The organism is Flavobacterium limi, from assembly GCF_010645075.1.
Lineage (GTDB): Bacteria > Bacteroidota > Bacteroidia > Flavobacteriales > Flavobacteriaceae > Flavobacterium > Flavobacterium limi.
In genome coordinates, this window is record NZ_JAADZV010000002.1 from 202,421 (window position 1) to 227,329 (window position 24,909).

Sequence of the window (24,909 nt, forward strand, 5' to 3'; positions counted from 1 at the left end):
TATTATTATAAAAAAACAATTTTAAATAAAATTTGTTACTAGTTAAAGGTTTTGCTTTTTCTCAAAAGCTTATCTGTTAATTTGTATCTGCAGATTCAATTTAATTTCTCTTTCAGAAATCAAATGGCTTGGTAATTCCTCATTTCTATTTAATTTTTCAATAAACAGAAATTTATTTTTCATTGCCATAAGGGTCAATAGTATTTATCGAACCATCCTCATTGTAAGTAATTTCAGTTACTTTCATTGATCTCAGATGAGTAACACCTTTTGAAAGGCTGGAATCATGATAAAAAAGATACCATTTTCCTTCTACTTCACAAATAGAATGATGGGAAGTCCAGCCAATAACAGGATTTAAAATCTTTCCCTGATATGTAAAAGGTCCATAAGGACTATCACCTATTGCATAACAAATGAAATGTGTATCACCTGTAGAATAGGAGAAATAATATTTGCCATTATATTTATGTACCCATGGACCTTCAAAAAAACGCTGTTCATTATTTCCAGCAAGCAAAACTTCTCCGTTTTTATCAAGAATTTGAATTTCTTTTGGAGACTCATCAAATTGCTTCATGTCATCGGTCAACAAGCCTACTATTGGCCCTAATGCAGGTTCATTTTTATTAGGCTCTTCGTTTTCATCAGAAAAATTATTATTTCTGTATTTCTGAAGCTGACCTCCCCAAATACCTCCAAAATAAAGATAAAATTTTCCGTCTTCATCTTCAAAAACTGCAGGATCAATTGAATAACTTCCTTTAATTGCTTCAGGTTCCGGAATAAAAGGTCCAGTTGGCGAATCGCTGATGGCAACTCCTATCTGAAAAATTCCGTCAGCACGTTTCGCAGGAAAATACAAGTAATATTTACCATTTTTGCAGGCAGCGTCAGGAGCCCACATTTGTTTCTCTGCCCACGGAACATCCTTCACGTGTAGAACAGTACCATGATCTTTTACTTCTGATTTTATATTTTCCATTGAAAAAACATGATAATCCTCCATTCCAAAATGATCTCCGTTATCATTGAAAGGAATCCCGGCATCAATATCGTGCGATGGATAAATATAAATTTTTCCGTTAAATACATGTGCTGAAGGATCGGCTGTATACATGTGTTTAACTAGTGGTTGCGATATGGCAATTTTGCTAATTGTTTCAAAATTAATGTGTTCAATGCTATCCTCAGGCATAGTCTCTTTTTTTTGTTTTAATAATAATTTAGGCTCTTCTTTCTTTTAGATCTGCCTCGATCTGTACTTCCATTTTCTTATCAATTTCATAGAAAAGCAGTAATCCTACTCCAATTAAAAAAGGTATTGCAGGAAAAATGCTTACTAATAATTTAATACCGTTAATGGCAATATCTGTTTGTTGTGCTGAATTTGGAATATACTCAAAGTACCCCAGAAGTGATGTTGTCAATGCACCGCCAATACTCAATCCGGCTTTTAATCCCACCATCATTGCTGAAAATATAATCGCAGTTGCACGACGGTTGTTTTTCCACTCAGAATAATCTGCTACATCTGCTATCATTGCCCAAAGCAATGGAATTGTAATTCCGTAGAAAAAACCGTGAAAAATCTGAGAAAAAAACATCAGACCAACTGAAGTTGGAGAAAAGAAATAAAAAGCAATAACAAATAAGGTGGAAATAAATAAAAACAACCCAAATACATTTCTTTTCCCGTGTTTGTCAGCGAATCTTTTTGATAATGTAATTCCGACTATCATAAAAATAATTCCGCCGGCATTAAACAATCCAAATCCTGCCGAAATAGGATCATTCCCAAAAGTATTCAGTCCAATCACGGAAAGAAAATCTAAAATGGGCTGAATAAATGTCGCCAATTCTTGTTTATTTACGTAATTCTCAAAATAATATACATAAGAACTGCCTTTAATTGCCAGTGTAATAAAAACCAATAATGTAAGAGAAAGCATAATGACCCATGGCTTATTTTTTCCTAAATCAACCAAATCTTCCTTTACACTTGATTTTTGTTCCGGTTTTGGTACGATTCGCTCTTTAGTAGTTACGAAAGTAATTAGCAGCATAATAGTTCCAATTATTGCTAATGCAGTCATTACTTTTTCGATGCCAATTGCTTTATCACCATTTCCTGCACTTTTAATGATACCAAGCATAAAAACCTGAACAAAAAACTGAGCAAACATCACAGCCACAAACCGGTATGACGACATGCTGTTTCTCTCTGACATATCCCCCGTGATAACACCGCTTAAGGCCGAATAAGGCAGATTATTTGCCGCATAAAATAAGAGCAGAAATGAATAAGTCAGAATTGCATAAAGTACTTTTCCCTGATACGAAAAATCAGGTGTTGTGAAAGCTAAAAGTGCAATAACCCCCAAAGGAATTGATGTCCATAAAATCCAGGGACGAAATTTGCCCCATTTTGTATTTGTTCTGTCTGCAAATGCCCCAATAACAGGATTAAAAATAAAAGCTGCAATTAAGCCTACAACCAGCATTATTATGGAAGAGTGTGTTGGGGATAATCCGTATATGTCTGTATAAAAGTATGCCAGATAAGTCATTAGTGTCTGAAAAACTAAATTGGCAGCCAAATCACCAAGACTATATCCTATTTTTTCTTTAATAGTTAATTTTTGTGATGATAGATTCATTATTTTAATTGTGTGGTTATTGGTTAGTTTAGTTAAGCTTTTAATTTGGCGCTAAAGTAATAATAAAAACAATCGGTTGTGTAAAATTGTAAAAAATATATTTGTACACACTATTATTCCAACAAGCACTTTGTATTTGATACTATACAATTTTGCAATCGGTTGTGTAAACATATAAAATTGTTACGTATGAAAAAAATTTTATTCCCTTTTTTTTGAATAATCCTAAAATTAATAAAAATAAAGATTAGGTTATCTTATTAAACAATTAGTTCCTAATTAAAGAGTTTAATAATTGAGAAACCGCGGAACTATATAATCTCCCAATGGGCAATTGCTTCTCCTTTAACTGAACCGTATTGGTGCTAAAACATATTATTTTATTAATAGATACCAAAAAAGAACGGTGTATTCTGCAAAACAATCCTTCTGGCAGCTTCTCTTGCATTTCTGAAATAGACTGATATGTTTTATAGCTATTTGTTTCTGTATAAATCATCAAATAATTTCCCTGTGATTCGAAATAGTCAATTTCATCCAAAAAAAGTTTGACCATTTTTCGTTCGCATTTCACAAAAATAAAGGGATTTTCGGCTTCAGTTTTTTTTGTAAGCAATACTATTTCATTCAGTTCCCGCATTTTGCTGTATTTGTTTATTGCTTTCGCAAAACGCTCATAAGAAATAGGTTTTAAAATATAATCGACCGCTTCCAATTCAAAACCTTCAACTGCGTATTTAGTGTAAGCAGTAGTAAAAATGATTGCCGTTTCCGGATGAATATTTCGGGCAAAGTCTATTCCTGATTTTCCGGGAAGATTGATATCCAAAAAGATCAGATCCATTTTTTGTGCTTTTAAAATATTCTGTGCAGCTGAAACACTGTTGAATTTACCCTTTAAATCTAAAAAATCAAATTTAGCAATATGAAGCTCTAGCAAAATAGAGGCTGGTAATTCATCTTCGATTATAATACAATTAATGACTGCCATTTTTCATCTTTAGTTTTAAGGAAACAAAAAAGCTGGTTGTTTCATTTTTAATGGTCAAAACATGTTCGTCAGGATAAAGTAATTCCAGTCTTCTTTTCACATTTGCAATCCCGATTCCGCTGCTTATATTTTCTATTGGAGCAATAAAGTTTTCCGGAAGACTGTTTTCAATTTTAACTACTAGCCAGTCATCGGTTATACTAATCGCAATTGTAATCCAGCCCTGATTATTTTCATCCAGACAATATTTATAGCTGTTTTCAATAAAGGGCAGCACTAAAAACGGTTCAATCTGATGATTTTCTATTTCGCCATAAACGCTAAAACTTAACTGAAGTGTATTGTCAAAACGCAATTGCTGAAGCGCAATATAATTTTTCAGATAATCGATTTCATTCTCCAGAGAGATACTTTTATTATTTACATCATAAATCGAAAACCGAAGCAAATCTGATATTTTCAGCACAATCTCCGCAGAATCATCCGATTTACTTAGAATTTTAGAATACAAACTATTCAGCACATTAAACAAAAAATGAGGATGAAACTGGTTTCGGAGTGAAGATAATTCGGCCTGTAATTTTTCTGACAATATAGTCTGCACCTTATTTTTTTCTTCGGCTAAATAATAAAATAATCGAAACGCAACTGGAATGGTCACTACAAATTGCAATTTACTGACATTATATAAAAATACCGGAGCAGAAAGTAATGGCTGGATTTTCCAGAAAGTCAGATAATAACGTAAAATGATGTAATTATCTATCAGCCGTTGCAAAAAAGCAAAAAGCAAAATCAGAAAGATATAAGTAATAAAAAAAGTAACCGTCCTTTTCCTGAATAACAATTGCGGCATTAAAAAATCAACCACAATGGTTACAAAACCTATTTTAGGCAGTATACTATACCATTCATTACGCCAGGCCACAATAAAATCCCCTTCCGGTAATCCCTGAATCAAACTGAATAATAAAATATAGCCCAGCCAGTATATAACATAGAGTTTTATTATCTGAAATCTATTTTTAGGATTGTAAGTCAATATATCCATTTCATGTGTTTTGCTTGAATGTAAAAATAATGCTTTTGTTTCAAACCAAAATTGCTGTTTACAATGCAAATCATGCTGTTTAAATAAGTTGCTTTTTTGAAGGGTTAAAGAAAAATACCTTTCGCTCATAAAACTAACTTAAAACAACCTAAGATGAAAAAAACACTCTTTTTTTTCCTGACTTTAATGAGCTTAGCATTCACTGCAAATGCTAAAAACGATGTCTATCCAACCAATTGGTGGACCGGAATGAAAACAAATTCTATTCAGTTACTTATTCGAAGTACCGGAAATGCTTTTACATCTGATAATGTCAGTATCAATTATCCGGGTATTACTATTTTAAAAACACATCAATTCTCCAATAAAAAATACCTGGCTGTGGATATTTTAATTGCTCCCGAAACCCTTCCGGGCGATGTGATAATTGAAGTTAATCAACAAGGAAAAAAACAAAAAATAAACTGGCCCATTTATAAACGAAGAACCGGAAACGGAACTGAGTATGCACAGGGGGTAAATTCATCTGATTTTATCGACCTGATTATGGTGGATCGTTTCAGCAACGGAGACGTAACAAACGACCGTGTAAAGGGAATGAGAGATCAGTCTCTGGACAGAAACCAAATGTACGACCGCCATGGCGGAGATTTACAGGGCGTTATCAACAATCTTGATTATTTACAAGGATTGGGTGTTACTGCTTTATGGTTTACGCCAATAATGGAAAATGATATGGTCAACAGAACCGAACATGGCTATGCCATTACAGATCATTACAAAATTGATGCACGTTATGGCGGAGATGAAGCTTACAAAAAACTAAGTAAAGACCTTCATCAGCGTGGCATGAAACTCATTTTTGATGCCGTTTACAATCATTTTGGGCTTTATCATTTTCTGGAACAAGACGCACCGGATAATGACTGGGTTCATCGCTGGCCGGAATATACCCAGACCAATTACAGGGAACAGCCATTATTTGATCCTTATGGTGCGAAATCAGATCAGAAAAAAATGAGTAATGGCTGGTTTGACAAAATAATGCCGGATATCAATCAGGACAATCCGTATATGGCTAATTTTTTAATTCAGAATTGCATCTGGCATATCGAAACCTTTGGTATAGACGGAGTTCGTCTGGATACCTATACTTATAATGATTTAAATTTTGCCAATCGATGTAACGAAGCCATCCTAAATGAGTTTCCTAAAATGAGCATTTTTGGCGAAATTATGGTTCACGGAGCCGCTAATCAGGCTTATTTTGAGCAGAATACTATTAATACCCCTTTCAAAAGCAACTTGCCATCAGTAGTAGATTTTCAGAGTTTATATTATGGAATCATTCCTGCCCTAACCCAGCCCTTAGGATGGACAGACGGTGTAAATAAATTATACTACACACTCAGCAGTGATTTTTTGAGTAAAAACCCGATGCAAAAAGTATTACTCTTAGACAATCATGATGAACCTCGCTTTTTTTCAGTTGTAGGCGAAAATGTAGAAAAACAAAAAATGGGCTACCAATGGCTGTTGACCTGCCGTGGCATTCCACAATTGTATTATGGTTCTGAAGTATTAGTGAAAGGTTTTAAAGCCCCTGATGGATTGGTACGCTCTGATTTTCCTGGTGGCTGGAGTACGGATACTAAAAATGCTTTTACAGGAAAAGGACTCACAGAAGACGAAAAATCTACTCAGGATTTAGTTCGAAAACTGGCTAATTTCAGAAAAACAGCTTCGGCAATTACTTCTGGAAAAATGATGCATTACATTCCTGTAGAAGGTTTATATGTGTATTTCAGGTATGATGAAAAGCAGACTATCATGTGTATCATGAATACAAGTAACACTGCTAAAGAAATTGATTTTCAAAAATATAACGAAAGAACAAATGGTTTCAATTCTGCAAAAAATATAGTTACCGATGAAGTTTTTTCTTCACTAAATAAAACTACGATTCCGGCGATGAAAATGTGGGTTTTAGAATTGAATAAATAATCCTTTATCTCGTGATAAAATTCAATTTTATAAAAAACAGAAAAATGACATGCCTAAAAATAGCATTATTGACATTGCTTTTTCAGTTGAGTTTTGGACAGCAGGCACCTAAAGTAAATAAGAAGGTTTATACCGCAAAATCATTAGGAGCTTTGCCGGCTCCGGTTATAAACGGTCTTTTGACTGATGAAAGCTGGAACATTGTAGAATGGACGGGGGATTATATCGAAAATCTCCCTGATGAAAACGGAGAACCTATTGAACCCACAAAAATTCAAAGTGGTCTATGACAAAGAGTTCATTTATTTTGGTTTTAGATGTTATGACAAAGATCCGAAAGGAATTGTCAAAAGACTATCAAGACGTGATGGCTTTGAAGGTGACTGGATTGAAATTAACATCAGTAGTCATTATGACCAGCTTACTGCTTTTTCATTTGCTGCATCCGTTGCAGGTGTAAAAAGCGATGGTTTTATTTCTGACAACGGAAGAACCTGGGAAGGCAACTGGAATCCGATCTGGTATTTAAAAACCAATATTGATAACGAAGGCTGGACTGCTGAGATTAAAATTCCGCTGAGTCAGTTAAAATTTAGTGATGCCCCTGAACAAATTTGGGGTCTTCAGTCTACACGCCGATATTTCAGAACCGAAGAACGTTCTGTCTGGCAGCGAATTCCACTTGATGCTCCAGGCTGGGTAAGTGAATTTGGGGAATTGCACGGACTGAAAGATTTATCTCCAAAAAGACAAATAGAAATCCAGCCTTTTGTACTTTCTCAATTGGAAACGTATCCAAAAGAAGAAGGAAATCCTTTTAAAACCGGAAATGATTTTAAACTCAACGGAGGTTTGGATGCGAAGATCGGAATCACAAATGACCTGACATTAAACTTGACTATCAATCCTGATTTTGGTCAGGTAGAAGCTGATCCGGCTGCAATTGTACTCGATGGTTTTCAGGTTTTTTATGATGAAAGAAGACCTTTTTTTGTCGAAAACAGAAATATTTTCAACTACACTTTTGCCGATGATCAGGACAATTTGTTTTATTCCCGCAGAATTGGAAGAAGTCCAAACGGTCAGCCCAATGTTCAGGAAGGTGCTTTTATGACGATTCCTCTCAATACCACGATTTTAGGTGCTGCAAAATTTAGCGGAAAAACTAAAAACGGCTGGTCAATAGGAATTCTTGAAAGTGTAACGGGTAAAGAATACGCCAAAATTCAGGAAAATGATCAGACGAGAAAAGTCTTAGTTGAGCCTTTAACCAATTATCTGGTCAGCCGTGTTCAGAAAGATTTCAACAACCGCAACAGTTACATAGGAGGCATTTTTACAGCTACCAACCGAAATTTAGAAACTGATTTTCTGAATTTTATGCACCAATCAGCTTATACAACAGGAATAGATTTCAGGCATAACTGGAACAACAGAAAATATTATTTCAAAGGTAATTTTGTTACCAGTAAAATTGAAGGAAGTAAAGAAGCTATTACGGCGACCCAAAGAAATATGACGCATTTATTTCAGAGAACAGATGCAGGACATTTGCAGGTTGATACAGAAAGAACTTCGCTAACAGGTACAGGCGGACAATTTGAAATAGGAAAATCAAGTGTTGGTAACTGGCGTTACAGAGGCAATTTAGTGTGGAGATCACCCGAATTAGAACTAAACGATATTGGCTTTTTAAGACAGGCAGATGAAATTAAACAATATGCATTTATATCTTATGAAACCTTAAAACCTTTTGGCAGTTTTCGAAAAATAACCACTTATATGGATCAGACTTCAAATTTTGATTTTGAGGGAAATTACAACCGAATGCAATATATGCTGGGCACTGACGCCATGTTTCAAAATAACTGGAACCTTATTGTTTCTACAATCTATAAACCTGTTAATTATTCGAATACGATGCTTCAGGGCGGACCAAGATTTCGCTATTCTGAAGATTTTTTCAAATCGGTTACTATTGTTTCAGACAGCAGAAAAAAATTGAGATATACTATGAATATTTATAACAATATGGCGAAAAACAATTCGTTTTCATATTCCGAAATTAATGTTGGATTGACCTATCAGCCTATTAATGCTTTTACTATTGCTGTAACTCCTGCCCTTTCTTCAAATAAAAACAAATTACAGTACGTCACCCAAACCAGTTTCCATGCAGATCCGAGATATATTACTGCCAATTTAGATCAGAATACTTTTAGTACTTCGATTCGTCTCGATTACAATATAAACCCGAATTTCACTATTCAGTATTATGGACAGCCTTTTATTTCAAAAGGAAAATACAATCAATTTAATAAAGTGATTAATCCTGTTGCAGAGTATTACAAAGACCGGGTAAGCTTATTTAATCAGAAACAAATTGGCTTCAACGAAGCTGAAAATCGTTATGAAATAGATGAAGACACAAACAATACAACAGATTATATCATACACAACCCCGATTTTTCATTTGTGCAATTCCGTTCTAATCTCGTGGCACGCTGGGAGTACATTCCGGGTTCGGAAATCTTTTTTGTCTGGTCACAAGGCATCACTTCAAACGGAAATCCAAACGATAACCTGATTTCTGAACTGAATTCTCAAATCTTAGGAAGAAAACCAACCAATACATTTTTGATAAAAATGACTTATCGATTTATGTTTTAGAAAATTACATTCAAATAGCTGTTTTACTTGTAATTATATAAGCTGAACTTTTAATTCTATAAAAAAAAACAAAATAATGACTTTAAATTTGATAATGTAAAAATTATTGAGTTTAAAGTTTTAGTCATTTTTAATTGAAAAATATTTCCCCTGAAAAATATCAAATTAAAACTTTAAATAGATACACTTAGTTTTTTTATTAACAATTCAATAGTGCTTAATAATAAAATTAAATCTATGGACATTTATATACTCCTACAAATAGTATTAGCCACCATTGCAGCAACATCAGCTATGACATTGTTCAGCTATACAATTTCTGCAGGTTTTAGAGAATTATATAAAGAACCTGTACTCTTAACTTTTCTATTGACGCAACTAAAAATTGATGTTTCAATCAAAACAAAAGCGACTTTGGCCTGGCTGCTGCATTATTTTATCGGATTCATATTTGTTGTTATTTACCATATTTTATGGGTCAATAATATTTTAAAGTTATCATTCTTAAATGCTTTTTTATTAGGAAGTATAAGCGGAATTATCGGAATTGCGGGCTGGATGATTCTATTCAGATTAGCCGATTACAAACCCAAAATCGATTTTAAAGGCTATTACATTCAGCTCTTTTTTGCTCATATTATTTTCGGTCTTGTAGCAGCATTGTTTTATTATCTCACTTTAACCATCATCTTAATCGCGAAATCAAATGTCACTATCTAAATACAACCAGAAAAGAGATTTCAGGCAAACGAAAGAACCTAAAGGTAAAATTGAAAAGTCGGCAAATGAACTGATTTTTGTCGTGCAGAAACATGCTGCTTCTCATCTCCACTATGATTTTAGGCTGGAAATGCATGGTGTTCTAAAAAGCTGGGCGGTTCCCAAAGGGCCTTCAATGAATCCTGATGATAAACGTCTGGCAATGATGGTTGAAGATCATCCATACAGTTATAAAGATTTTGAAGGTACCATTCCTGAAGGAAATTACGGCGCCGGAAATGTCATAGTATGGGATAACGGAACTTATACTTCTGATGAAAAAACGGCAACTCCAGAAAAAACGCTTTTAGCTGACCTGAAAAAAGGCCGTTTGAGTTTTATTCTAAAGGGAAAAAAACTCAAAGGGGAATTCTCCCTGGTAAAATTAAAAGGAAAACAGGAAAATGCCTGGCTGTTGATTAAAAAAGACGATAAATTCGCCACGGATTCTGATATATTAGAAAAAAACAAATCGGTATTATCCAAAAGAGGATTGGAAGAACTTGAAGAAAAATCTAAAAAAGCAGCCCCGAAAGAAAAAGCACCTTCAAAAAAAAAGAATAATCCGGTTGAAAAAGCATCTTTTGTAAAACCGATGCTGGCCAACATAAAAGAAAAGCCTTTTGATGATCCGGAATGGGTTTTTGAAAAAAAATACGATGGATACCGTACGATTGCCGTCATAAATCCGCCCGAGGTAGAACTATTCAGCCGCAATGAACTTTCTTTTAACCGAAATTTCAAATCTGTAGCAGATGATTTAAAAAAAATAGACCATACTGCTATCCTGGACGGCGAAGTTGTAGTCGAGGATGAATCCGGAAAAGCAAATTTTCAACTGCTTCAAAATTACCTTAAAACGGGTGTCGGAACCTTGAAATATTATGTTTTTGATCTTCTGAATTTAGATGGAAATTCAATTACGGAATTATCCCTGCTCGAAAGAAAAGAACTTCTGAAAATCCTCTTCAATAAATATGATTTTACAAATGTTTTTTATTCGGATCATATAGTCGAAAAAGGTCTGGAATTATTTGATCTTGCCATAAAAAACAAAGAAGAAGGTATTGTAGCCAAAAGAACTGACAGCACTTATGCCGTAAACAGACGCAGTAACGACTGGCTGAAAATAAAAGCTGATAATCAGGAAGAAGCTATTGTCATTGGAATTACAGAGCCAAAAAATTCACGAAAGTATTTTGGAGCTATATTGTTAGGACAATACTACGGCAAAAAACTACAATTTATTGGAAAATGCGGAACCGGTTTTACCGAAGAAACACTGAAAGAACTGTATACTAAACTAAAGTCCTATTTTATTAGTAATTCCCCACTTTCCGAAAAAACAGGATTACGGGATACTATACAATGGGTAAAACCAAAATTGGTATGCCAGGTTAAATTCTCAGAATGGACTCAGGACAAACACCTCAGACATCCGGTTTATCTGGGTTTGAGAATTGACAAAAAAGCCACTGAGGTTTTCATACCTGCGATAATAAAAAAATCAGAGCCTTTAAAAAAAGAAAAAATGAGCGAAACTAAAGAAGCAAAAGCGAAGGAAACTAAGAAATCTGAAAATGATTATGATTTGAAAATCGGTAAAACAGTGCTGCATTTGACAAACCAGAATAAAATATATTTTCCGGATGACGGTATTACAAAAGGTGAAATTGTACAATATTATAATGAAGTGTCAGACCTTATTCTGCCCTATCTTAAAAATCGTCCCGAATCGATGAACCGATATCCCAACGGAATTGAATCACCGGGTTTCTATCAAAAAGATGTGGATGCTGAGAAAACACCTTCCTGGCTAAAAACAAAAAAAATATTCTCTGAGTCTAATGATGCAAATGTGAACTACCTTATTTGCAACAACAAAGAAACTTTGCTCTATATGGCCAATTTAGGCTGTATCGAAATGAATCCTTGGAATTCAACCATAAAAAATATTGAAAATCCCGATTGGCTGGTAATCGATATCGACCCTGATCAACAAGATTTTTCTGTTGTAGTAGAAACGGCTTTAGTGGTAAAGGATGTGATGGATGAACTGGAAACAGAATGCTATTGTAAAACTTCAGGTGCTTCCGGCCTACATGTTTACATTCCGCTTGGTGCGCAATACGATTATGATTCGGTAAAGATTTTAGCTGAACTGATTGCCAAAGAAGTTCAATCCAGATTACCTGATACGACCTCTTTAGAACGCAGCATCAAAAAAAGAAATCATAAAATATATATCGATTATTTGCAAAACAGGATCGGTCAGACATTAGCCGCACCATATTCTGTAAGACCAAAACCAGGCGCAACGGTTTCAACTCCTTTAGAATGGAGTGAAGTAAACAGCAAGCTACATCCTTCGCAATTTACAATTAAAAATGTACTGAAACGATTCGAGAAAAAAGGAGATTTGTGGACTCCGGTTTTATCAAAAGGAGCGAATATCAAAAAGATCCTGAAAAAATTTGAAGACCAAAAAGATTAAGAAGATTTTTTCTTTTTGGTCTCTAAACTTGCTTTGAGCATATCGATTAAGCTGTCACTTTGTTTGTGAACTACTTTTAGTTTAGCAGGTTTTTTAGGTGCTTTTCCTTTTGCTTTCTTTTTAATGATATCTAAAAGCTTGGCAGTATATTCATCTTTAAAGTTGCTGATATCAAACTTTTCAGTCAACTGTTCAATCAACTTATTTGCCATATCAATTTCTTTGGTTTTTGCCTTAGAAACCGGTGGAAGTTTTAATTCATCTGTGCCACGAATTTCCTGTTCGAAACGAATTCGGTTTAAAACAATAACATTTTTATACGGTTTTAAAATAGCAAGACCTTCCTTGTTTCGCATTACAAAACTTGTAATTCCAACTTTTCCCGAAGCTGCAAGTGCATCACGAAGCAAGGCATAAGCATTCATTGCACCCTTGTCAGGTTCAAGATAATAAGGCTGTTCGTAATAAAGACTGGCAATCTCTTTTTCCTCAACAAAACTCTGAATATCGATGGTTTTTGTTTTAACAGCATCTGCAGCTTCAAAATCGGAATCTTCAAGAATTACATATTTATCTTCAATTTTATAGCCTTTTACAATATTTGCAAAATCAATTTCTTTACCTGTATTTTCATTCACACGTTTGAATTTGATATTGGCATGGTCCTTTTTGTCGAGCATATCCATATCAAGACTACTCTCCTGTACCGCAGAAAATAATTTAACGGGAATATTAATTAACCCAAAACTGATTGAACCTGTCCATATAGATCTCATAATCTAAGATTTTAAACACTGAAAAAATTAAATATTTCCTTCAACCCAGTTCAGTGCTTTATTAAATTCTGCTTTTTTGAAACCTCGAAATTCACCCGGAACTATATAGCTGAAACCATTGGTAAACGAAATAATTTCCTCTGTATCAGTGACGATAGCCGCCCTGTTCCATTTTCCTAAATGTTTGAGTCCGATTAAGGCATCTTGTAACCATGCACCCGCTGTAAAGTTTCCGATATCCGTATCCAATACCAACAAAAAATTAATTTCATTGATTCTTTTTACCAAATTATCTATTGCAGGAACAACTGTTGCCTGAAAATCATCTTTTGTAACTTCTGCCAGTGCTCTAAAAGCAACTACGTTATCTGTTGTATCAATTATATGTATCATCTTTTGTTTGTTTTAATTCACTCAAAATTAGAACACTCCAAATAAATTGGTTTATATGTTACTTATAAAGTTTTATAAAATATCTATCTAATAAATATTGTTAGTTTTTAAGGTACTTCTATAAATGAATTCAGTGTAAATTTTAGTTAAGTTTTAAATAATTCACCCGAACTTATTTGTAAAAAAATTACTTTTGAGGACCCAATTCATATTTAAAATTATGTTTCAAAAAAGAAATTTTCTCCATCTTATCGCTGCGTTAATTGTTTTGATTTATGCTCCGAATATCAGTTCACAAACGACTACTCCTAAAAAAGAAAGCCGTTCAAAATTATTCGAAGAAACTACTACAGACAGTGATTATTTAATAGCTATTGAAAAAGCCGGAGAAGTAATGGAATCTGCCTATAACGATGCCGATTTTGACAGTGCTTCCCATCATTTATTTGGCGAAATTAAAAGAACACAAAGCAAACTGGATCTTATCCTGACCAGTCTCAAAGGCGCAAATCCTAATGTCCGCAATCAGCAGATGTATCATACGGTGCTGAAAGAAATCGAGCTTGATTTAGAAGAACAAAATACGGCTATTAATTTGCGTAATGAAAATCTTGAAAAAATTAAAAGCAGATTTATTGAGCTTCGCAAAGACAAAACTTTGATGGCACTTATAAAAGATACGATTCGAAGAAAGCAATTTAAAAGAGAATTTGCTAATCTGAGAAAAAAATATCTGAGCACGGATAGTCTGATGACAAAAAACCAGGGAATCCTGAACAACAAAAAGAGAATTACGGTTCAGAGAAAAATTGCTGTTTCAAATGCTTTGATTGCTGTTGAAAATAATCTGGAAAAATCCGGAATCAGCATGTTTCATAAAGAGCAACCTTTTTTATGGAATATCACGGAAACAGTCCCGAGAAAAGCGGTACAAAATATCGGGTCAAAAATAGTTATTGAAGAAAGTGTTGCAGAATATTATTTGAGTTATCGAATTGGCGGACTGATTACATTAGTGTTTTTTATGGGCCTTTTAGGCTGGTATATTTCACGTAATTTAAAGTATCTGAAAACTAACGGATACAAAGACAATCTTTCTCTTTTTAACTTTAAATATTTAAACAGAGGCATTTTGGTTCCGGTTGCCGTAGTTGGTCTTAGTATTGCCGTTGTCAGCAATTTATATGCCCCTGCCCTGTTCATAGAGCTTCTGCAATTGCTTTTACTCGGAATTCTGACATTGCTGTTCAAAAATCAATGGTCCGGAACATCAATGCGTAACTGGCTGTTATTATTAGGGTTATTCATCACACTTTGCTTTCTGGATTTATTTATAGAAGTTGGATTACTGCAGCGTTGTGCCTTTATCATCATCAATGTTTTGGGAATCCGCTATGGTCTCGTACAAATCAAAAGTTTAAAGGATCAGTTGTATATAAAAGCTTTCTTTAAATGGGCCAGCATTCTTTTTATTGGCTTAAATGGATTGTCGATACTGTATAACCTTTTCGGACGAGTATCTCTTTCAAATATGCTGAGTCTGACTGCCTTTATTTCACTTACGCAGATTGTGGCGCTGAGTGTACTCTTGAAAATCATTTTAGAAATCATTCTTTTACAGATTTATACAACCAGAGTGAAACGTGGTATAGAAAAGATTTTTGACCATGAAAGTTTATCAGATACTTTAAAAAAGCCTTTTATAATTCTGATGAGTTATATGTGGATTATAGTTATTGCTTCTAATTTAAACATTTGGGAATCGCTTCGTTCTTCGTTGGCATCACTCCTCACGCATCCTAATACTATCGGAAGCATTACTTTTACTTTAGGAAATATTGTATTGTTTTTCATCATTATCTGGGTTGCACATTTACTTCAAAAATATGTGGCTTACTTTTTTGGAGAAATTGAAGATGAAAACGAAGAGAACATCAATAAAAGACAACATTCAAAATTACTGATTACCAGACTTCTTGTATTAATTGGGGGTTATTTACTGGCTGTTGCAGCCTCCGGGATGCCTTTGGATAAATTGAGTATTCTTTTGGGAGCATTAGGAGTTGGGGTTGGACTCGGACTTCAGAATGTGGTCAATAATTTTGTATCGGGTATTATTCTAATTTTTGATAAACCGATTCAGGTAGGAGATGTCATTGAAATCAGTTCTGAATCCGGTCGCGTAAAAGCTATGGGATTGCGAACTACAAAAATCAACGCTCCAAACGGTGCCGAGATTATTATTCCGAACGGAAATTTATTGTCTCAGAACATTACCAATTGGACCTACACTGACAATTTCAAATTAGTAGAAATTTCAATAGAAGTCAGCGGTGATACTACACCTGATGATATTAATGCAATTATAATTCAGGCACTGCAAGACGTGACTCTCATTAATATGGAAAAAGCTCCTCAGATTTTTTACAGCGCTATTTCCGAAGGAAAATATAAAATACTCATAAAATTCTGGTGCAGTATTTATCGTACCGAAGAAAGTGTAAGCAATGTGCGTCAGGTTTTATTCAGTACTTTTAAAGCTAAAGGATTGACTTTTTCAACTTAACATATACTTCGCTATAAATTAAAACGCCTCCAATTTGGAGGCGTTTCTGTTTAACAAATCAAATTAATGTTTACCATTACCATGAGAATGCTTGTGATCATTTTTAGGATTTCCTTTTCCTTTACCATTTCCGTTGTTATGACCATTAGAATTATATCTTCCTTCAGACTTATAAATTTTATCTGGTTTTGGACCTCTGCTTTTTTGAGGTTTTCCAACATATCCTTTTGGATAAGCTGCTCTGTGTTTAGAATGATAACTGTAAGGTTTACTGCCTCTGTAATCTCTTAAAACTACTTTGTAGCCTGAATAAAAATCGTAATTTCTGTATCGGGCAGGTACTCTTCTTTCTCTAACCCAAACTCCATTATTAAAATAAATATACTGGCTTTGAGTTACATCATAATAAATATCAATATCAGGCAAATAATAATATCTGCTGTCATCATATCCTACTGGTCCCCAGTTTGGTGGTGTGCCAATATTTACATTAACTGAAACCTGTGAATGTGCCAAAACACTCATAAAAAGTGCCAGGGCGAATACTATCTTTTTCATCTTTTTTTTGTTTTTAATTATTAACTTCATTTATAGCCTAATCTAAATTAATGCCAATATTTTAATTTATCAACTTCCTATATACGAAAGCACTAAAAAAGACGACGTACAGCACTTTACAACCGATATAAAGATAAAAAAACGTCTCAGCACCTGAGACGTTTAATTTTATATTATCAGCCGTTTTACTTCCATCCTCCACCCAAAGCCCTGTATAATTCAACTATGGCCTGAAGTCTTTGCAAATTATCATTTACACCACTTAATTGTGCTGACAGAAGATTTTGTTCAGAAGTTAATACATCTGTGTAATTTGTTGCAGAACTATATTCTAAGAGTTGTCGGGTGTAATCAACTGCTTTCTCTAAATTTTCTATTTGTCTGGCTCTGGATTCCAGTTTATCTGTAGCCATTTGGTACGCATACAAAGAATTAGAAACTTCCTGTCCTGCTACCAATAACTTTTGTTGAAAATTATTGTACGCCTGTAATTGTTGTGATTGTGCGGTTGTGAGTCTGGCTTTGTTTTGCCCCTGATTGAAAAGTGGCTGCGTCAATCCTCCGATAATGGAATAAAATATTGAACGGTCAAAGAAGTCCTTCAACTGTAAACTAGAAAGTCCGCCACTGGCTGTCAGTGTAAGGCTTGGATAGAAATAGGTACGCGCCAGGTTGGTACTTTCGAAAGCAGCTCTGAAATTGAATTCGGCCTGACGCACATCAGGGCGATTTTGTAATAATTGTGATGGCAAGCCTATTTTAATATTCTCAAGCATTGGCTGATCGTCTAAAATTCCTCTTTCAATTGGTCCGGGCGCTTGAGCAATTAAAATATTCAAAGCATTTTCGGTTTCGCGTATTCTTTGCTTTAAATCCGGTATTGAAACTTCGGCAGCGTAGCGGTTAGCCTCGCTTTGTACTACAGCAGCACCGGTTACGATTGCTCCTTCTTTTAATAGTTTTATCGTTTCGACATTTTCAATACGGCTTTCCAGCGTTTTCTGTGTAATAGCCAGTTGTTTGTCATAAGCCATTAATAGAAAATAATTGTTGGCAATATCCGAAATCAATTGTGTCTGAACGGCTTGTTTTGCTGCATCAGTTGCCAGATAAGAGGCCAAAGCAGCTCTTTTTGAACTGCTTAATTTTCCCCAGATATCTGCTTCCCAGGAAGTACTTAAACCTAATTTATAGGTTGTTGTTAAGGTATTAATATTTATTCCGGGTGGAAAGTTAAGTCCCGCTTCTGATTGTTTGTTATGTGTAACACTCGCATCAAGATTTAAATTGGGATAATATGCCAATTTGCTTTGGCGCAAAGTAGCCCGGGCCTGAACAATATTTTCTATAGCATTTTTCAGGTTGAGATTCTGGTCAATTCCTTTCTGAATTAAAGCAGAAAGTTTTGGATCTTTAAAAACACTCTGCCACGGCATATCTGCCATTGTCGTTGAATCTGCCGAAGTTTCATCACGAAAGAGCTTTTCTGTCGAGACAGTTGCCGGACGTTCGTATTTTTTAACTGCACACGCACTCAAAAGTACCGTCGCAGCCAATAAAAAAATATATTTATTTGAACTATGAGTCATTTCTTCTTAATTAAATTATTCTTTGTGCGCTTCCAGTAAATGAATTTCGTCTTCATCGTCTTCATCATCATAACCATCTTTTGCCGGTCCGCTGATTTTTTCCTGTAAAGTCTGGAAGATGATAAACAAAACCGGAATAACGAATACTCCCAAAATAGTTCCGATTAACATTCCGCCAACAGCTCCGGTACCGATTGATTTATTCCCGACCGCACCTGCACCTGAAGCAAACATCAACGGAACAAGTCCAAGGATAAAAGCAAACGAAGTCATTAAAATTGGTCGCAAACGTGCTACTGCTCCTTCAATTGCTGCCTGTACAATTGGTAATCCTTTTCGTCTTCTGTCTAAAGCAAATTCGACAATCAAAATACCATTTTTCGCAAGCAATCCAATCAGCATGATTAATGAAATCTGCAGATAAATATTACTGTTCAGTTTGAAAATAATGGAAAATAAATACGCTCCTGCTAATCCAAACGGGATTGAAAACAATACTGCAAAAGGCAAGATATAACTCTCATATTGTGCACTCAATAAAAAGTAAACAAAGACCAGACATAAAATAAAGATGAAAATAGTTTCACTTCCAGAAGCCAGTTCCTCACGCGTTAATCCTGAGAATTCATAACCATAACCTGCCGGAAGATTTTCTGCTGCTACTTCCTGAATAGCTTTAATGGCGTCTCCCGAACTAAATCCCGGATTTGGCGCACCGGTAATAGAAATAGAGGTAAATAAGTTAAACCTCGAAATGGATTCCGGTCCGAAAACCCTCGTCATTTTTACAAATTCAGTAATTGGCGCCATGTTGCCTGAACTGTTTCTAACAAAGATTTTGTTCAATCCCTGAGTATTCGTCCTAAACTCCGGTGAAGCCTGGATCATGACCCGGTATTGCTTTCCAAACTTATTAAAATTCGAAGCATACAATCCACCATAATAGCCTTGCATCGTAGATAAAATAGAATTTACAGAAACCCCTGCATCTTTGGCTTTTGCCAGATTAATATCCATCATATATTGAGGAAATCCTGGATTAAAAGGTGTTGTCGCATATTGAATTTCAGGTCGTTTAGACAACTTTTCTAAAAATTCGGTGTTGACTTTAAAGAACTCTGCTGTGGTGTGACCTCCTTTGTCCTGTAATTGGAACTCGAATCCGCCGCTTTGCCCAAATCCCTGAATGGTTGGAGGCGAAATAAAGAAAATATTGGCTTCACGAATCCCGCTTGTTTTAGCAAAAAGCTGTCCAATTACATCGTTTACACTTAAATCGCGTTTGTCCCATGTTTCAAGTTTTACAATTACCATACTATAGGCACTACCCGCTCCGGCTGTAAAATTCTGCCCGACGATACGAAGCGTGTTTTTTACACCTGGAATCGTATTTGCAATACTATCAACCTGTTTGGCTATGATATCAGAACGTTCCATAGAAGCCGATGGCGGCAAACTAATATTAGCAAAAACCGTCCCCTGATCTTCCGCAGGTACGAAAGCTGACGGAGTGGTTTTCATCATATAAAATAATCCTGCACCGGCAATAAGAATAGAGGCCAGTACAATCCATTTTTTAACGGAAAGAAACTGAACAGAACGCTTATATCTTCCGGTTACATTATCGAAGGCTACGTTGAATGATGTATAAAATCTTTGTAAAAAGCTTTTATGCTTATGATCATCTGCATGAGGCTTTAAAAGCAATGCACATAAAGCAGGACTTAAAGTCAAAGCATTTACTGCCGAAAGAATAATCGCAACAGCCAGTGTAATACCAAATTGCTTATAAAAAACGCCTGTAGATCCGGTTATGAATGTTACCGGGATAAATACAGCCGCCATCACAAGAGTAATCGAAATAATTGCTCCGGAAATTTCGTCCATCGTATCAATGGTCGCTTTTTTTGCCGATTTATAACCGTGATCCAGTTTGGCATGTACAGCCTCGACGACGACAATCGCATCATCGACCACAATACCAATCGCAAGTACCATCGCAAAAAGCGTCAATAAATTAATCGTAAAACCGAACAGGCTCAGGAAGAAAAATGTTCCTACAATCGCCACCGGAACCGCAATTGCCGGTATTAATGTCGACCTGAAATCCTGAAGAAAAATAAATACTACGATAAAAACCAATATAAAAGCTTCAACCAATGTATGAATTACTTTTTCAATAGAAGCATCGAGGTTTTCATTAACATCCACTAAAAGGGTATATTTTACTCCCTTTGGAAAACTCTTTGCGGCTTCTTCAATCAGTTTTTTAGAATTATTAATTACATCACGGGCATTTGATCCCGGAGTCTGGCTGATGGCCATCGCTGCAGATTCTACTCCGTTTGTCTTGATTGTTGAAGCATAACTCAAAGATCCTAATTCAACTTTAGCAACATCTTTTAAGCGAAGCATTTGTCCGTTTCCAACCGATTTGATTACTATATCACCAAACTCTGTTTCATTGGCTAAACGACCTTTATATTTAATTACATATTGAAAGGCCTGATCGCCATTCTCACCAAATTTACCTGGCGCTGCTTCAATATTCTGCTCTGCCAATGCTGCCGAAATATCACTCGGAATCAGCTTATATTGCTGCATGATATCCGGTTTTAACCAGATTCTCATCGAATAATCTTTGGCTCCAAAAACCGTTACATCACCTACTCCAACGACACGCTGGATTTGCGGTACCAGGTTAATCTTGGCATAATTTTGAAGGAAAGTCTGATCATACGTTTTATCATCGCTGTATAATGAGAAAATTAACAAGTTACTACTCTGGCTTTTTGTTACTGTAACACCTGCCTGAGTTACCTCTACCGGTAATAAACTTGTTGCTCTCGACACCCTGTTCTGAACGTTTACCGCTGCTAAATCAGGGTTTGTCCCTACTTTAAAATAAATTTTAATCGAAGCATTTCCGTCATTAGTTGCTGTAGAAGTCATGTATGTCATATTTTCTACACCATTGATTTGCTCTTCCAATGGAATAACAATACTTTTCAAAACCACATCAGCATTCGCACCGGTATAACTTGCTGATACGTTTACTGTTGGCGGGGCGATGTCCGGATATTGAGAAATAGGCAGTTCTACTAGTCCTAAAACTCCCAAAATGACAATAATAACCGATATTACGGTCGAAAGTACCGGTCTTTGTATAAAAATTTTAAACATTTTTTCTTATTTTAAGTCGGCATAAACCGTTTCTGCACTTACATTATTTGCTTTAATCTCAGATCCGTCCTTAAGCGAAGCAACTCCTTCTAATACAATCTGATCACCAGGTTTTAAGCCGCTTGTTACCACATAATAATTACCTGCTGTATTTTCAAGTTTGGTAATATTGACGTTTTTCGTTTTTCCGTCCTTACCCACAGTAACTGCAAAAATTTTATCCTGAAGCTCGAATGTAGCACTCTGAGGAACAATAATTCCTTCTTTAACGACATTTGGAATTCTAACAGTTGTACTGCTTCCGCTTCTGATAATTCCTTTTGGATTTGGAAAACGTGCTCTGATATTTACTGTACCGGTTTCTGTATTGATTAATCCGTTTACAGTTTCAATTCTTCCTTTTTCGTCGTAAGTAGTTCCGTCAGAAAGCACTAAAGAAACTTCCGGCATTTTTTTGATTTTCTGAGCCAATGATGCGCCGGAATTTTCCTGAGTAAAATTCAGCAGCATTTTTTCATTCAAAGCAAAATACGCATATACATTTCCGATACTGGAAACCGTTGTCATTGGCTCAGCAGTTGCAGAACTTACCAAACTTCCTAAACGGAAAGGTATTGAACCTACAACGCCATTCACCGGACTTGTAACAGTTGTGTATCCCAAATTAACTTTAGCATTGACTAAAGCTGCATTTGCCTGAGCTAAACTTGCCATGGCAGATTCATAATTATATTGTGCAGATTCTAATTCATATTTACTGATAATTCCTTTCTCTACTAAAGGTTTAACCTTATTCACAGCCAGTTTTGCTGTACTTACTTCTGCCTGGGCACTTTTTACACTTGCAGAAGCGGTACGAACCTGCTGTTCATATTCAGGTGCGCTGATTTTAAATAAAGGCTGTCCTGTTTTTACTACAGCACCTTCATCTACAAATATTTTATCAATGTAACCTTCTACTCTTGGACGGATTTCTATATTTTGCTGTCCCTGAATACTTGCCGGGAAATCTGTATATAAGGTTGCAGATTGTGAGGCTAAAGTCAGGGTTTTATATTCTTTTACCTGCGGAGCCCCTTCTGCCTGAGCCGATTTATCATCTTTTTTACCGCATGATGCGATAACAATTGATGCTGCGAGAATTCTAAAAAATGATTGCTTATTCATTGTAATAAATATGAAATTATCGATTATTGACAGACAAAATTAGATAAAATAAAAGGTGTGAAAATTTTCAATAGACGAAGAGCTTCCAGCAATCGATAGAGATAACATTACACCCGATGGAACTTTTTAATAAATTAAACAGGTGTTTAATTTCATCTCATCGGTTCTGAAATGCTTTTTAAAGAGTGTAACTATGAATTAAGCGATTCCTTAAAAATGGTATGAAAATTAAATGTAATATTGCCATCATATCATAATTTACAATGGCACCAAACTTTTTCAGACCGTATTTATTTGTCGGATTGCACATTCTCGGCTGGTCGTTATTAGGATTCATTATGTTGTTTTACATTCCATTGACCTGGAAAGTTATTCTTCCTCCGGAATTTTGGCTTTGGCAAATTATTATATTGATTTTGTTGATTTTTTTATTTTATTCAAATGCGAAAATTGTAGTTCCAAAAACGATTATCAAAAATAACACATCTCCTTATCTTGCCTGGTCCTTTCTTGCAATCTTCGTAATGCAGCTTATTGCCTATTTATATTCGTCTCAAACAGATGTTCATACAAAAGTTAGTCAGGTTTTAGGTTTTACAAAATACAGAAATCCCTATTTTGACAACTACGTTTTTATGCTCACTCTTCTTGTTTTGGGAATTAGCACCAGCTGGGCAATGCTGCAATACTGGCAAAAAGCGGCTCAGCACAAACAAAAACTGGAACAGGACAAAACGATGGCAGAACTGGCTATGCTGAAAGCACAAATAAATCCGCATTTTTTCTTCAATTCCTTAAACAGTATTTATTCACTCACATACTCTAATATTGAAGATTCGAGGAATGCATTGCACACTTTAAGCCGAATGATGCGATATCTACTCTACAGCACCGAAGGCGAAAGAACTACGTTGCTTAAAGAAGTCGAATTCCTCAAAGATTTTATCGCACTAATGAAACTCCGTGCCAACAGAAAATTAAATATCATTACAGAAATACCCGAAAAACTAAACGATTACCCAATCGTACCAATGTTATTATTACCTTTAGTAGAAAATGCTTTTAAGCATGGGGTACATGCCACCGAAAAAAGCGAAATTATCATACAACTGAAACAAAATCACACCAATCTGACATTTGAAGTACTCAATACTTACTTCGAAAAAACATCGAATACAGAACCGGGCGGAATTGGTTTAACAAATACAAAACGCAGACTACAACTTATTTATCCTCACAAACACGCTATAAACTGTGGTGTAAATAAAGACGGAAAATATGAAGTTGAGCTGCAGATAACTTTAGAACAATGACAATATTAAAATGCATAGCAGTAGATGACGAACCATTAGCCCTGAAACTGGTCGAAACTTTTATTGAGCAGACACCTTTTCTCCAATTAAGCTGCAGCTGTGATAATGCAGTAGAAGCTTTAAGCTTAATTCGGGAAAAACAGCCTGATTTAGTTTTTTTAGATATAAACATGCCTAATCTTAGCGGAATGGAACTGGCAAGACTCTTACAGGATCAGTCGACACCAATTCCAAAAATAATTTTCACTACTGCCTACAATCATTACGCCATTGAAGGCTACAAGGTAAATGCGGTAGATTATCTTTTAAAACCCTTTAGTTATGAAGAGTTTTTGCGCGCTGCCAGTAAAGTATTACAGATAACAGAAGAATCTTCGAGTCACTATCAGCCTATTGCTACTGATGATGAGTTTTTCTTCTTAAAAGTGGAATATCAATGGGTCCGAATTTCTTTAAAAGATGTTTTGTATATCGAAAGTTTAAAAGACTATGTAAAGGTTCATCTTGTTGATTCTGATAAGGCCGTGCTTTCACTTATCTCTTTAAAAGCCTTGGAAGAAAAATTACCATCTTCAAAATTTATGAGAATCCATCGGTCCTTTATTGTTTCTCTGGACAAAATAAATACCATTAGTAAAAATTCCATTTTTATTGGAAAAACTGAAATTACGGTCGGAGAACAATACAAAGAAGCATTTAAAACAATTGTTGACAGATGGTTGAAATAAAAATAAA

At 35.2% G+C, this 24,909-nt stretch carries 18 protein-coding genes; 8 read left to right on the top strand and 10 right to left on the bottom strand.

Annotated elements, in window-relative coordinates:
- Positions 1-172: 172 nt before the first annotated feature.
- The 4 genes from GXM16_RS05545 to GXM16_RS05560 all read right to left on the bottom strand — a co-directional run bounded on the left by GXM16_RS05545 (position 173) and on the right by GXM16_RS05560 (position 4,831).
- On the bottom strand, positions 173-1,198 hold the full coding sequence (locus GXM16_RS05545) for a glycoside hydrolase family 43 protein (protein ID WP_163393411.1): 1,026 nt from the start codon (positions 1,196-1,198) through the stop codon (positions 173-175).
- A gap of 28 nt (positions 1,199-1,226) precedes the next feature.
- Positions 1,227-2,660: an MFS transporter gene (locus GXM16_RS05550; protein WP_163393412.1), complete on the bottom strand. Its 1,434-nt coding sequence runs from the start codon at positions 2,658-2,660 to the stop codon at positions 1,227-1,229.
- 268 nt (positions 2,661-2,928) lie between these two features.
- Complete coding sequence (locus GXM16_RS05555; RefSeq protein ID WP_163393413.1) at positions 2,929-3,651, bottom strand: LytR/AlgR family response regulator transcription factor; 723 nt, start codon at positions 3,649-3,651, stop codon at positions 2,929-2,931.
- Complete coding sequence (locus GXM16_RS05560) at positions 3,638-4,831, bottom strand: sensor histidine kinase (RefSeq protein ID WP_163393414.1); 1,194 nt, start codon at positions 4,829-4,831, stop codon at positions 3,638-3,640. The genes GXM16_RS05555 and GXM16_RS05560 overlap by 14 nt, the downstream gene beginning before the upstream one ends.
- Positions 4,832-4,855: 24 nt before the next feature.
- Here GXM16_RS05560 and GXM16_RS05565 point away from each other — a divergent pair, with 24 nt between their 5' ends.
- The 5 genes from GXM16_RS05565 to ligD all read left to right on the top strand — a co-directional run bounded on the left by GXM16_RS05565 (position 4,856) and on the right by ligD (position 12,629).
- The gene (locus tag GXM16_RS05565) at positions 4,856-6,706 is read left to right on the top strand and encodes an alpha-amylase family glycosyl hydrolase (RefSeq protein WP_163393415.1); all 1,851 of its coding nucleotides are present in this window, start codon (positions 4,856-4,858) and stop codon (positions 6,704-6,706) included.
- Between the two features lie 44 nt (positions 6,707-6,750).
- The gene (locus GXM16_RS22795; RefSeq protein WP_229684244.1) at positions 6,751-6,996 is read left to right on the top strand and encodes a DOMON domain-containing protein; all 246 of its coding nucleotides are present in this window, start codon (positions 6,751-6,753) and stop codon (positions 6,994-6,996) included.
- Complete coding sequence (locus GXM16_RS05570) at positions 6,947-9,376, top strand: DUF5916 domain-containing protein (protein ID WP_229684242.1); 2,430 nt, start codon at positions 6,947-6,949, stop codon at positions 9,374-9,376. Before GXM16_RS22795 ends, GXM16_RS05570 begins: the two co-directional genes overlap by 50 nt.
- Before the next feature lie 237 nt (positions 9,377-9,613).
- The gene (locus GXM16_RS05575) at positions 9,614-10,096 is read left to right on the top strand and encodes a hypothetical protein (RefSeq protein WP_163393416.1); all 483 of its coding nucleotides are present in this window, start codon (positions 9,614-9,616) and stop codon (positions 10,094-10,096) included.
- Complete coding sequence (gene ligD / locus GXM16_RS05580; protein WP_163393417.1) at positions 10,083-12,629, top strand: DNA ligase D; 2,547 nt, start codon at positions 10,083-10,085, stop codon at positions 12,627-12,629. The genes GXM16_RS05575 and ligD overlap by 14 nt, the downstream gene beginning before the upstream one ends.
- On the opposite strand, the gene ku is transcribed toward ligD, so the two are convergent.
- Positions 12,626-13,405, bottom strand: coding sequence for a non-homologous end joining protein Ku (ku, locus tag GXM16_RS05585; RefSeq protein WP_163393418.1), 780 nt, complete (start codon positions 13,403-13,405; stop codon positions 12,626-12,628). The genes ligD and ku overlap by 4 nt on opposite strands.
- A 27-nt stretch (positions 13,406-13,432) precedes the next feature.
- Positions 13,433-13,798, bottom strand: coding sequence for a SpoIIAA family protein (locus GXM16_RS05590; RefSeq protein WP_163393419.1), 366 nt, complete (start codon positions 13,796-13,798; stop codon positions 13,433-13,435).
- Positions 13,799-14,018: 220 nt separating this feature from the next.
- Here GXM16_RS05590 and GXM16_RS05595 point away from each other — a divergent pair, with 220 nt between their 5' ends.
- Entirely contained in the window at positions 14,019-16,364 is a 2,346-nt protein-coding gene (locus tag GXM16_RS05595; RefSeq protein ID WP_163393420.1) for a mechanosensitive ion channel family protein, read from the top strand.
- Positions 16,365-16,427: 63 nt separating this feature from the next.
- On the opposite strand, the gene GXM16_RS05600 is transcribed toward GXM16_RS05595, so the two are convergent.
- The 4 genes from GXM16_RS05600 to GXM16_RS05615 all read right to left on the bottom strand — a co-directional run bounded on the left by GXM16_RS05600 (position 16,428) and on the right by GXM16_RS05615 (position 22,861).
- Entirely contained in the window at positions 16,428-16,922 is a 495-nt protein-coding gene (locus tag GXM16_RS05600) for a hypothetical protein (RefSeq protein ID WP_163393421.1), read from the bottom strand.
- Between the two features lie 185 nt (positions 16,923-17,107).
- Entirely contained in the window at positions 17,108-18,511 is a 1,404-nt protein-coding gene (locus GXM16_RS05605) for an efflux transporter outer membrane subunit (protein ID WP_163393422.1), read from the bottom strand.
- A 15-nt stretch (positions 18,512-18,526) separates the two neighbouring features.
- The gene (locus GXM16_RS05610) at positions 18,527-21,694 is read right to left on the bottom strand and encodes an efflux RND transporter permease subunit (RefSeq protein WP_163393423.1); all 3,168 of its coding nucleotides are present in this window, start codon (positions 21,692-21,694) and stop codon (positions 18,527-18,529) included.
- Positions 21,695-21,700: 6 nt separating this feature from the next.
- Positions 21,701-22,861, bottom strand: a complete 1,161-nt coding sequence (locus tag GXM16_RS05615) for an efflux RND transporter periplasmic adaptor subunit (protein WP_163393424.1) — start codon at positions 22,859-22,861, stop codon at positions 21,701-21,703.
- Positions 22,862-23,124: 263 nt separating this feature from the next.
- Between GXM16_RS05615 and GXM16_RS05620 the strand changes: the two genes are divergently transcribed.
- The gene (locus GXM16_RS05620; RefSeq protein ID WP_163393425.1) at positions 23,125-24,174 is read left to right on the top strand and encodes a sensor histidine kinase; all 1,050 of its coding nucleotides are present in this window, start codon (positions 23,125-23,127) and stop codon (positions 24,172-24,174) included.
- Entirely contained in the window at positions 24,171-24,902 is a 732-nt protein-coding gene (locus GXM16_RS05625) for a LytR/AlgR family response regulator transcription factor (protein ID WP_163393426.1), read from the top strand. Before GXM16_RS05620 ends, GXM16_RS05625 begins: the two co-directional genes overlap by 4 nt.
- Positions 24,903-24,909: the final 7 nt, after the last annotated feature.

Bases quoted from the DNA above. Each gene is read 5' to 3' on its own strand.
- GXM16_RS05595 (WP_163393420.1), top strand. From the start codon at position 14,019: ATGTTTCAAAAAAGAAATTTTCTCCATCTTATCGCTGCGTTAATTGTT.
- GXM16_RS05570 (WP_229684242.1), top strand. From the start codon at position 6,947: ATGAAAACGGAGAACCTATTGAACCCACAAAAATTCAAAGTGGTCTAT.
- GXM16_RS05605 (WP_163393422.1), bottom strand. From the start codon at position 18,511: ATGACTCATAGTTCAAATAAATATATTTTTTTATTGGCTGCGACGGTA.
- GXM16_RS05600 (WP_163393421.1), bottom strand. From the start codon at position 16,922: ATGAAAAAGATAGTATTCGCCCTGGCACTTTTTATGAGTGTTTTGGCA.
- GXM16_RS05620 (WP_163393425.1), top strand. From the start codon at position 23,125: ATGGCACCAAACTTTTTCAGACCGTATTTATTTGTCGGATTGCACATT.
- GXM16_RS05615 (WP_163393424.1), bottom strand. From the start codon at position 22,861: ATGAATAAGCAATCATTTTTTAGAATTCTCGCAGCATCAATTGTTATC.
- ligD (WP_163393417.1), top strand. From the start codon at position 10,083: ATGTCACTATCTAAATACAACCAGAAAAGAGATTTCAGGCAAACGAAA.
- GXM16_RS05625 (WP_163393426.1), top strand. From the start codon at position 24,171: ATGACAATATTAAAATGCATAGCAGTAGATGACGAACCATTAGCCCTG.
- GXM16_RS05610 (WP_163393423.1), bottom strand. From the start codon at position 21,694: ATGTTTAAAATTTTTATACAAAGACCGGTACTTTCGACCGTAATATCG.
- GXM16_RS05565 (WP_163393415.1), top strand. From the start codon at position 4,856: ATGAAAAAAACACTCTTTTTTTTCCTGACTTTAATGAGCTTAGCATTC.
- GXM16_RS05545 (WP_163393411.1), bottom strand. From the start codon at position 1,198: ATGCCTGAGGATAGCATTGAACACATTAATTTTGAAACAATTAGCAAA.
- ku (WP_163393418.1), bottom strand. From the start codon at position 13,405: ATGAGATCTATATGGACAGGTTCAATCAGTTTTGGGTTAATTAATATT.
- GXM16_RS05560 (WP_163393414.1), bottom strand. From the start codon at position 4,831: ATGAGCGAAAGGTATTTTTCTTTAACCCTTCAAAAAAGCAACTTATTT.
- GXM16_RS05575 (WP_163393416.1), top strand. From the start codon at position 9,614: ATGGACATTTATATACTCCTACAAATAGTATTAGCCACCATTGCAGCA.
- GXM16_RS05550 (WP_163393412.1), bottom strand. From the start codon at position 2,660: ATGAATCTATCATCACAAAAATTAACTATTAAAGAAAAAATAGGATAT.
- GXM16_RS05590 (WP_163393419.1), bottom strand. From the start codon at position 13,798: ATGATACATATAATTGATACAACAGATAACGTAGTTGCTTTTAGAGCA.
- GXM16_RS22795 (WP_229684244.1), top strand. From the start codon at position 6,751: ATGACATGCCTAAAAATAGCATTATTGACATTGCTTTTTCAGTTGAGT.
- GXM16_RS05555 (WP_163393413.1), bottom strand. From the start codon at position 3,651: ATGGCAGTCATTAATTGTATTATAATCGAAGATGAATTACCAGCCTCT.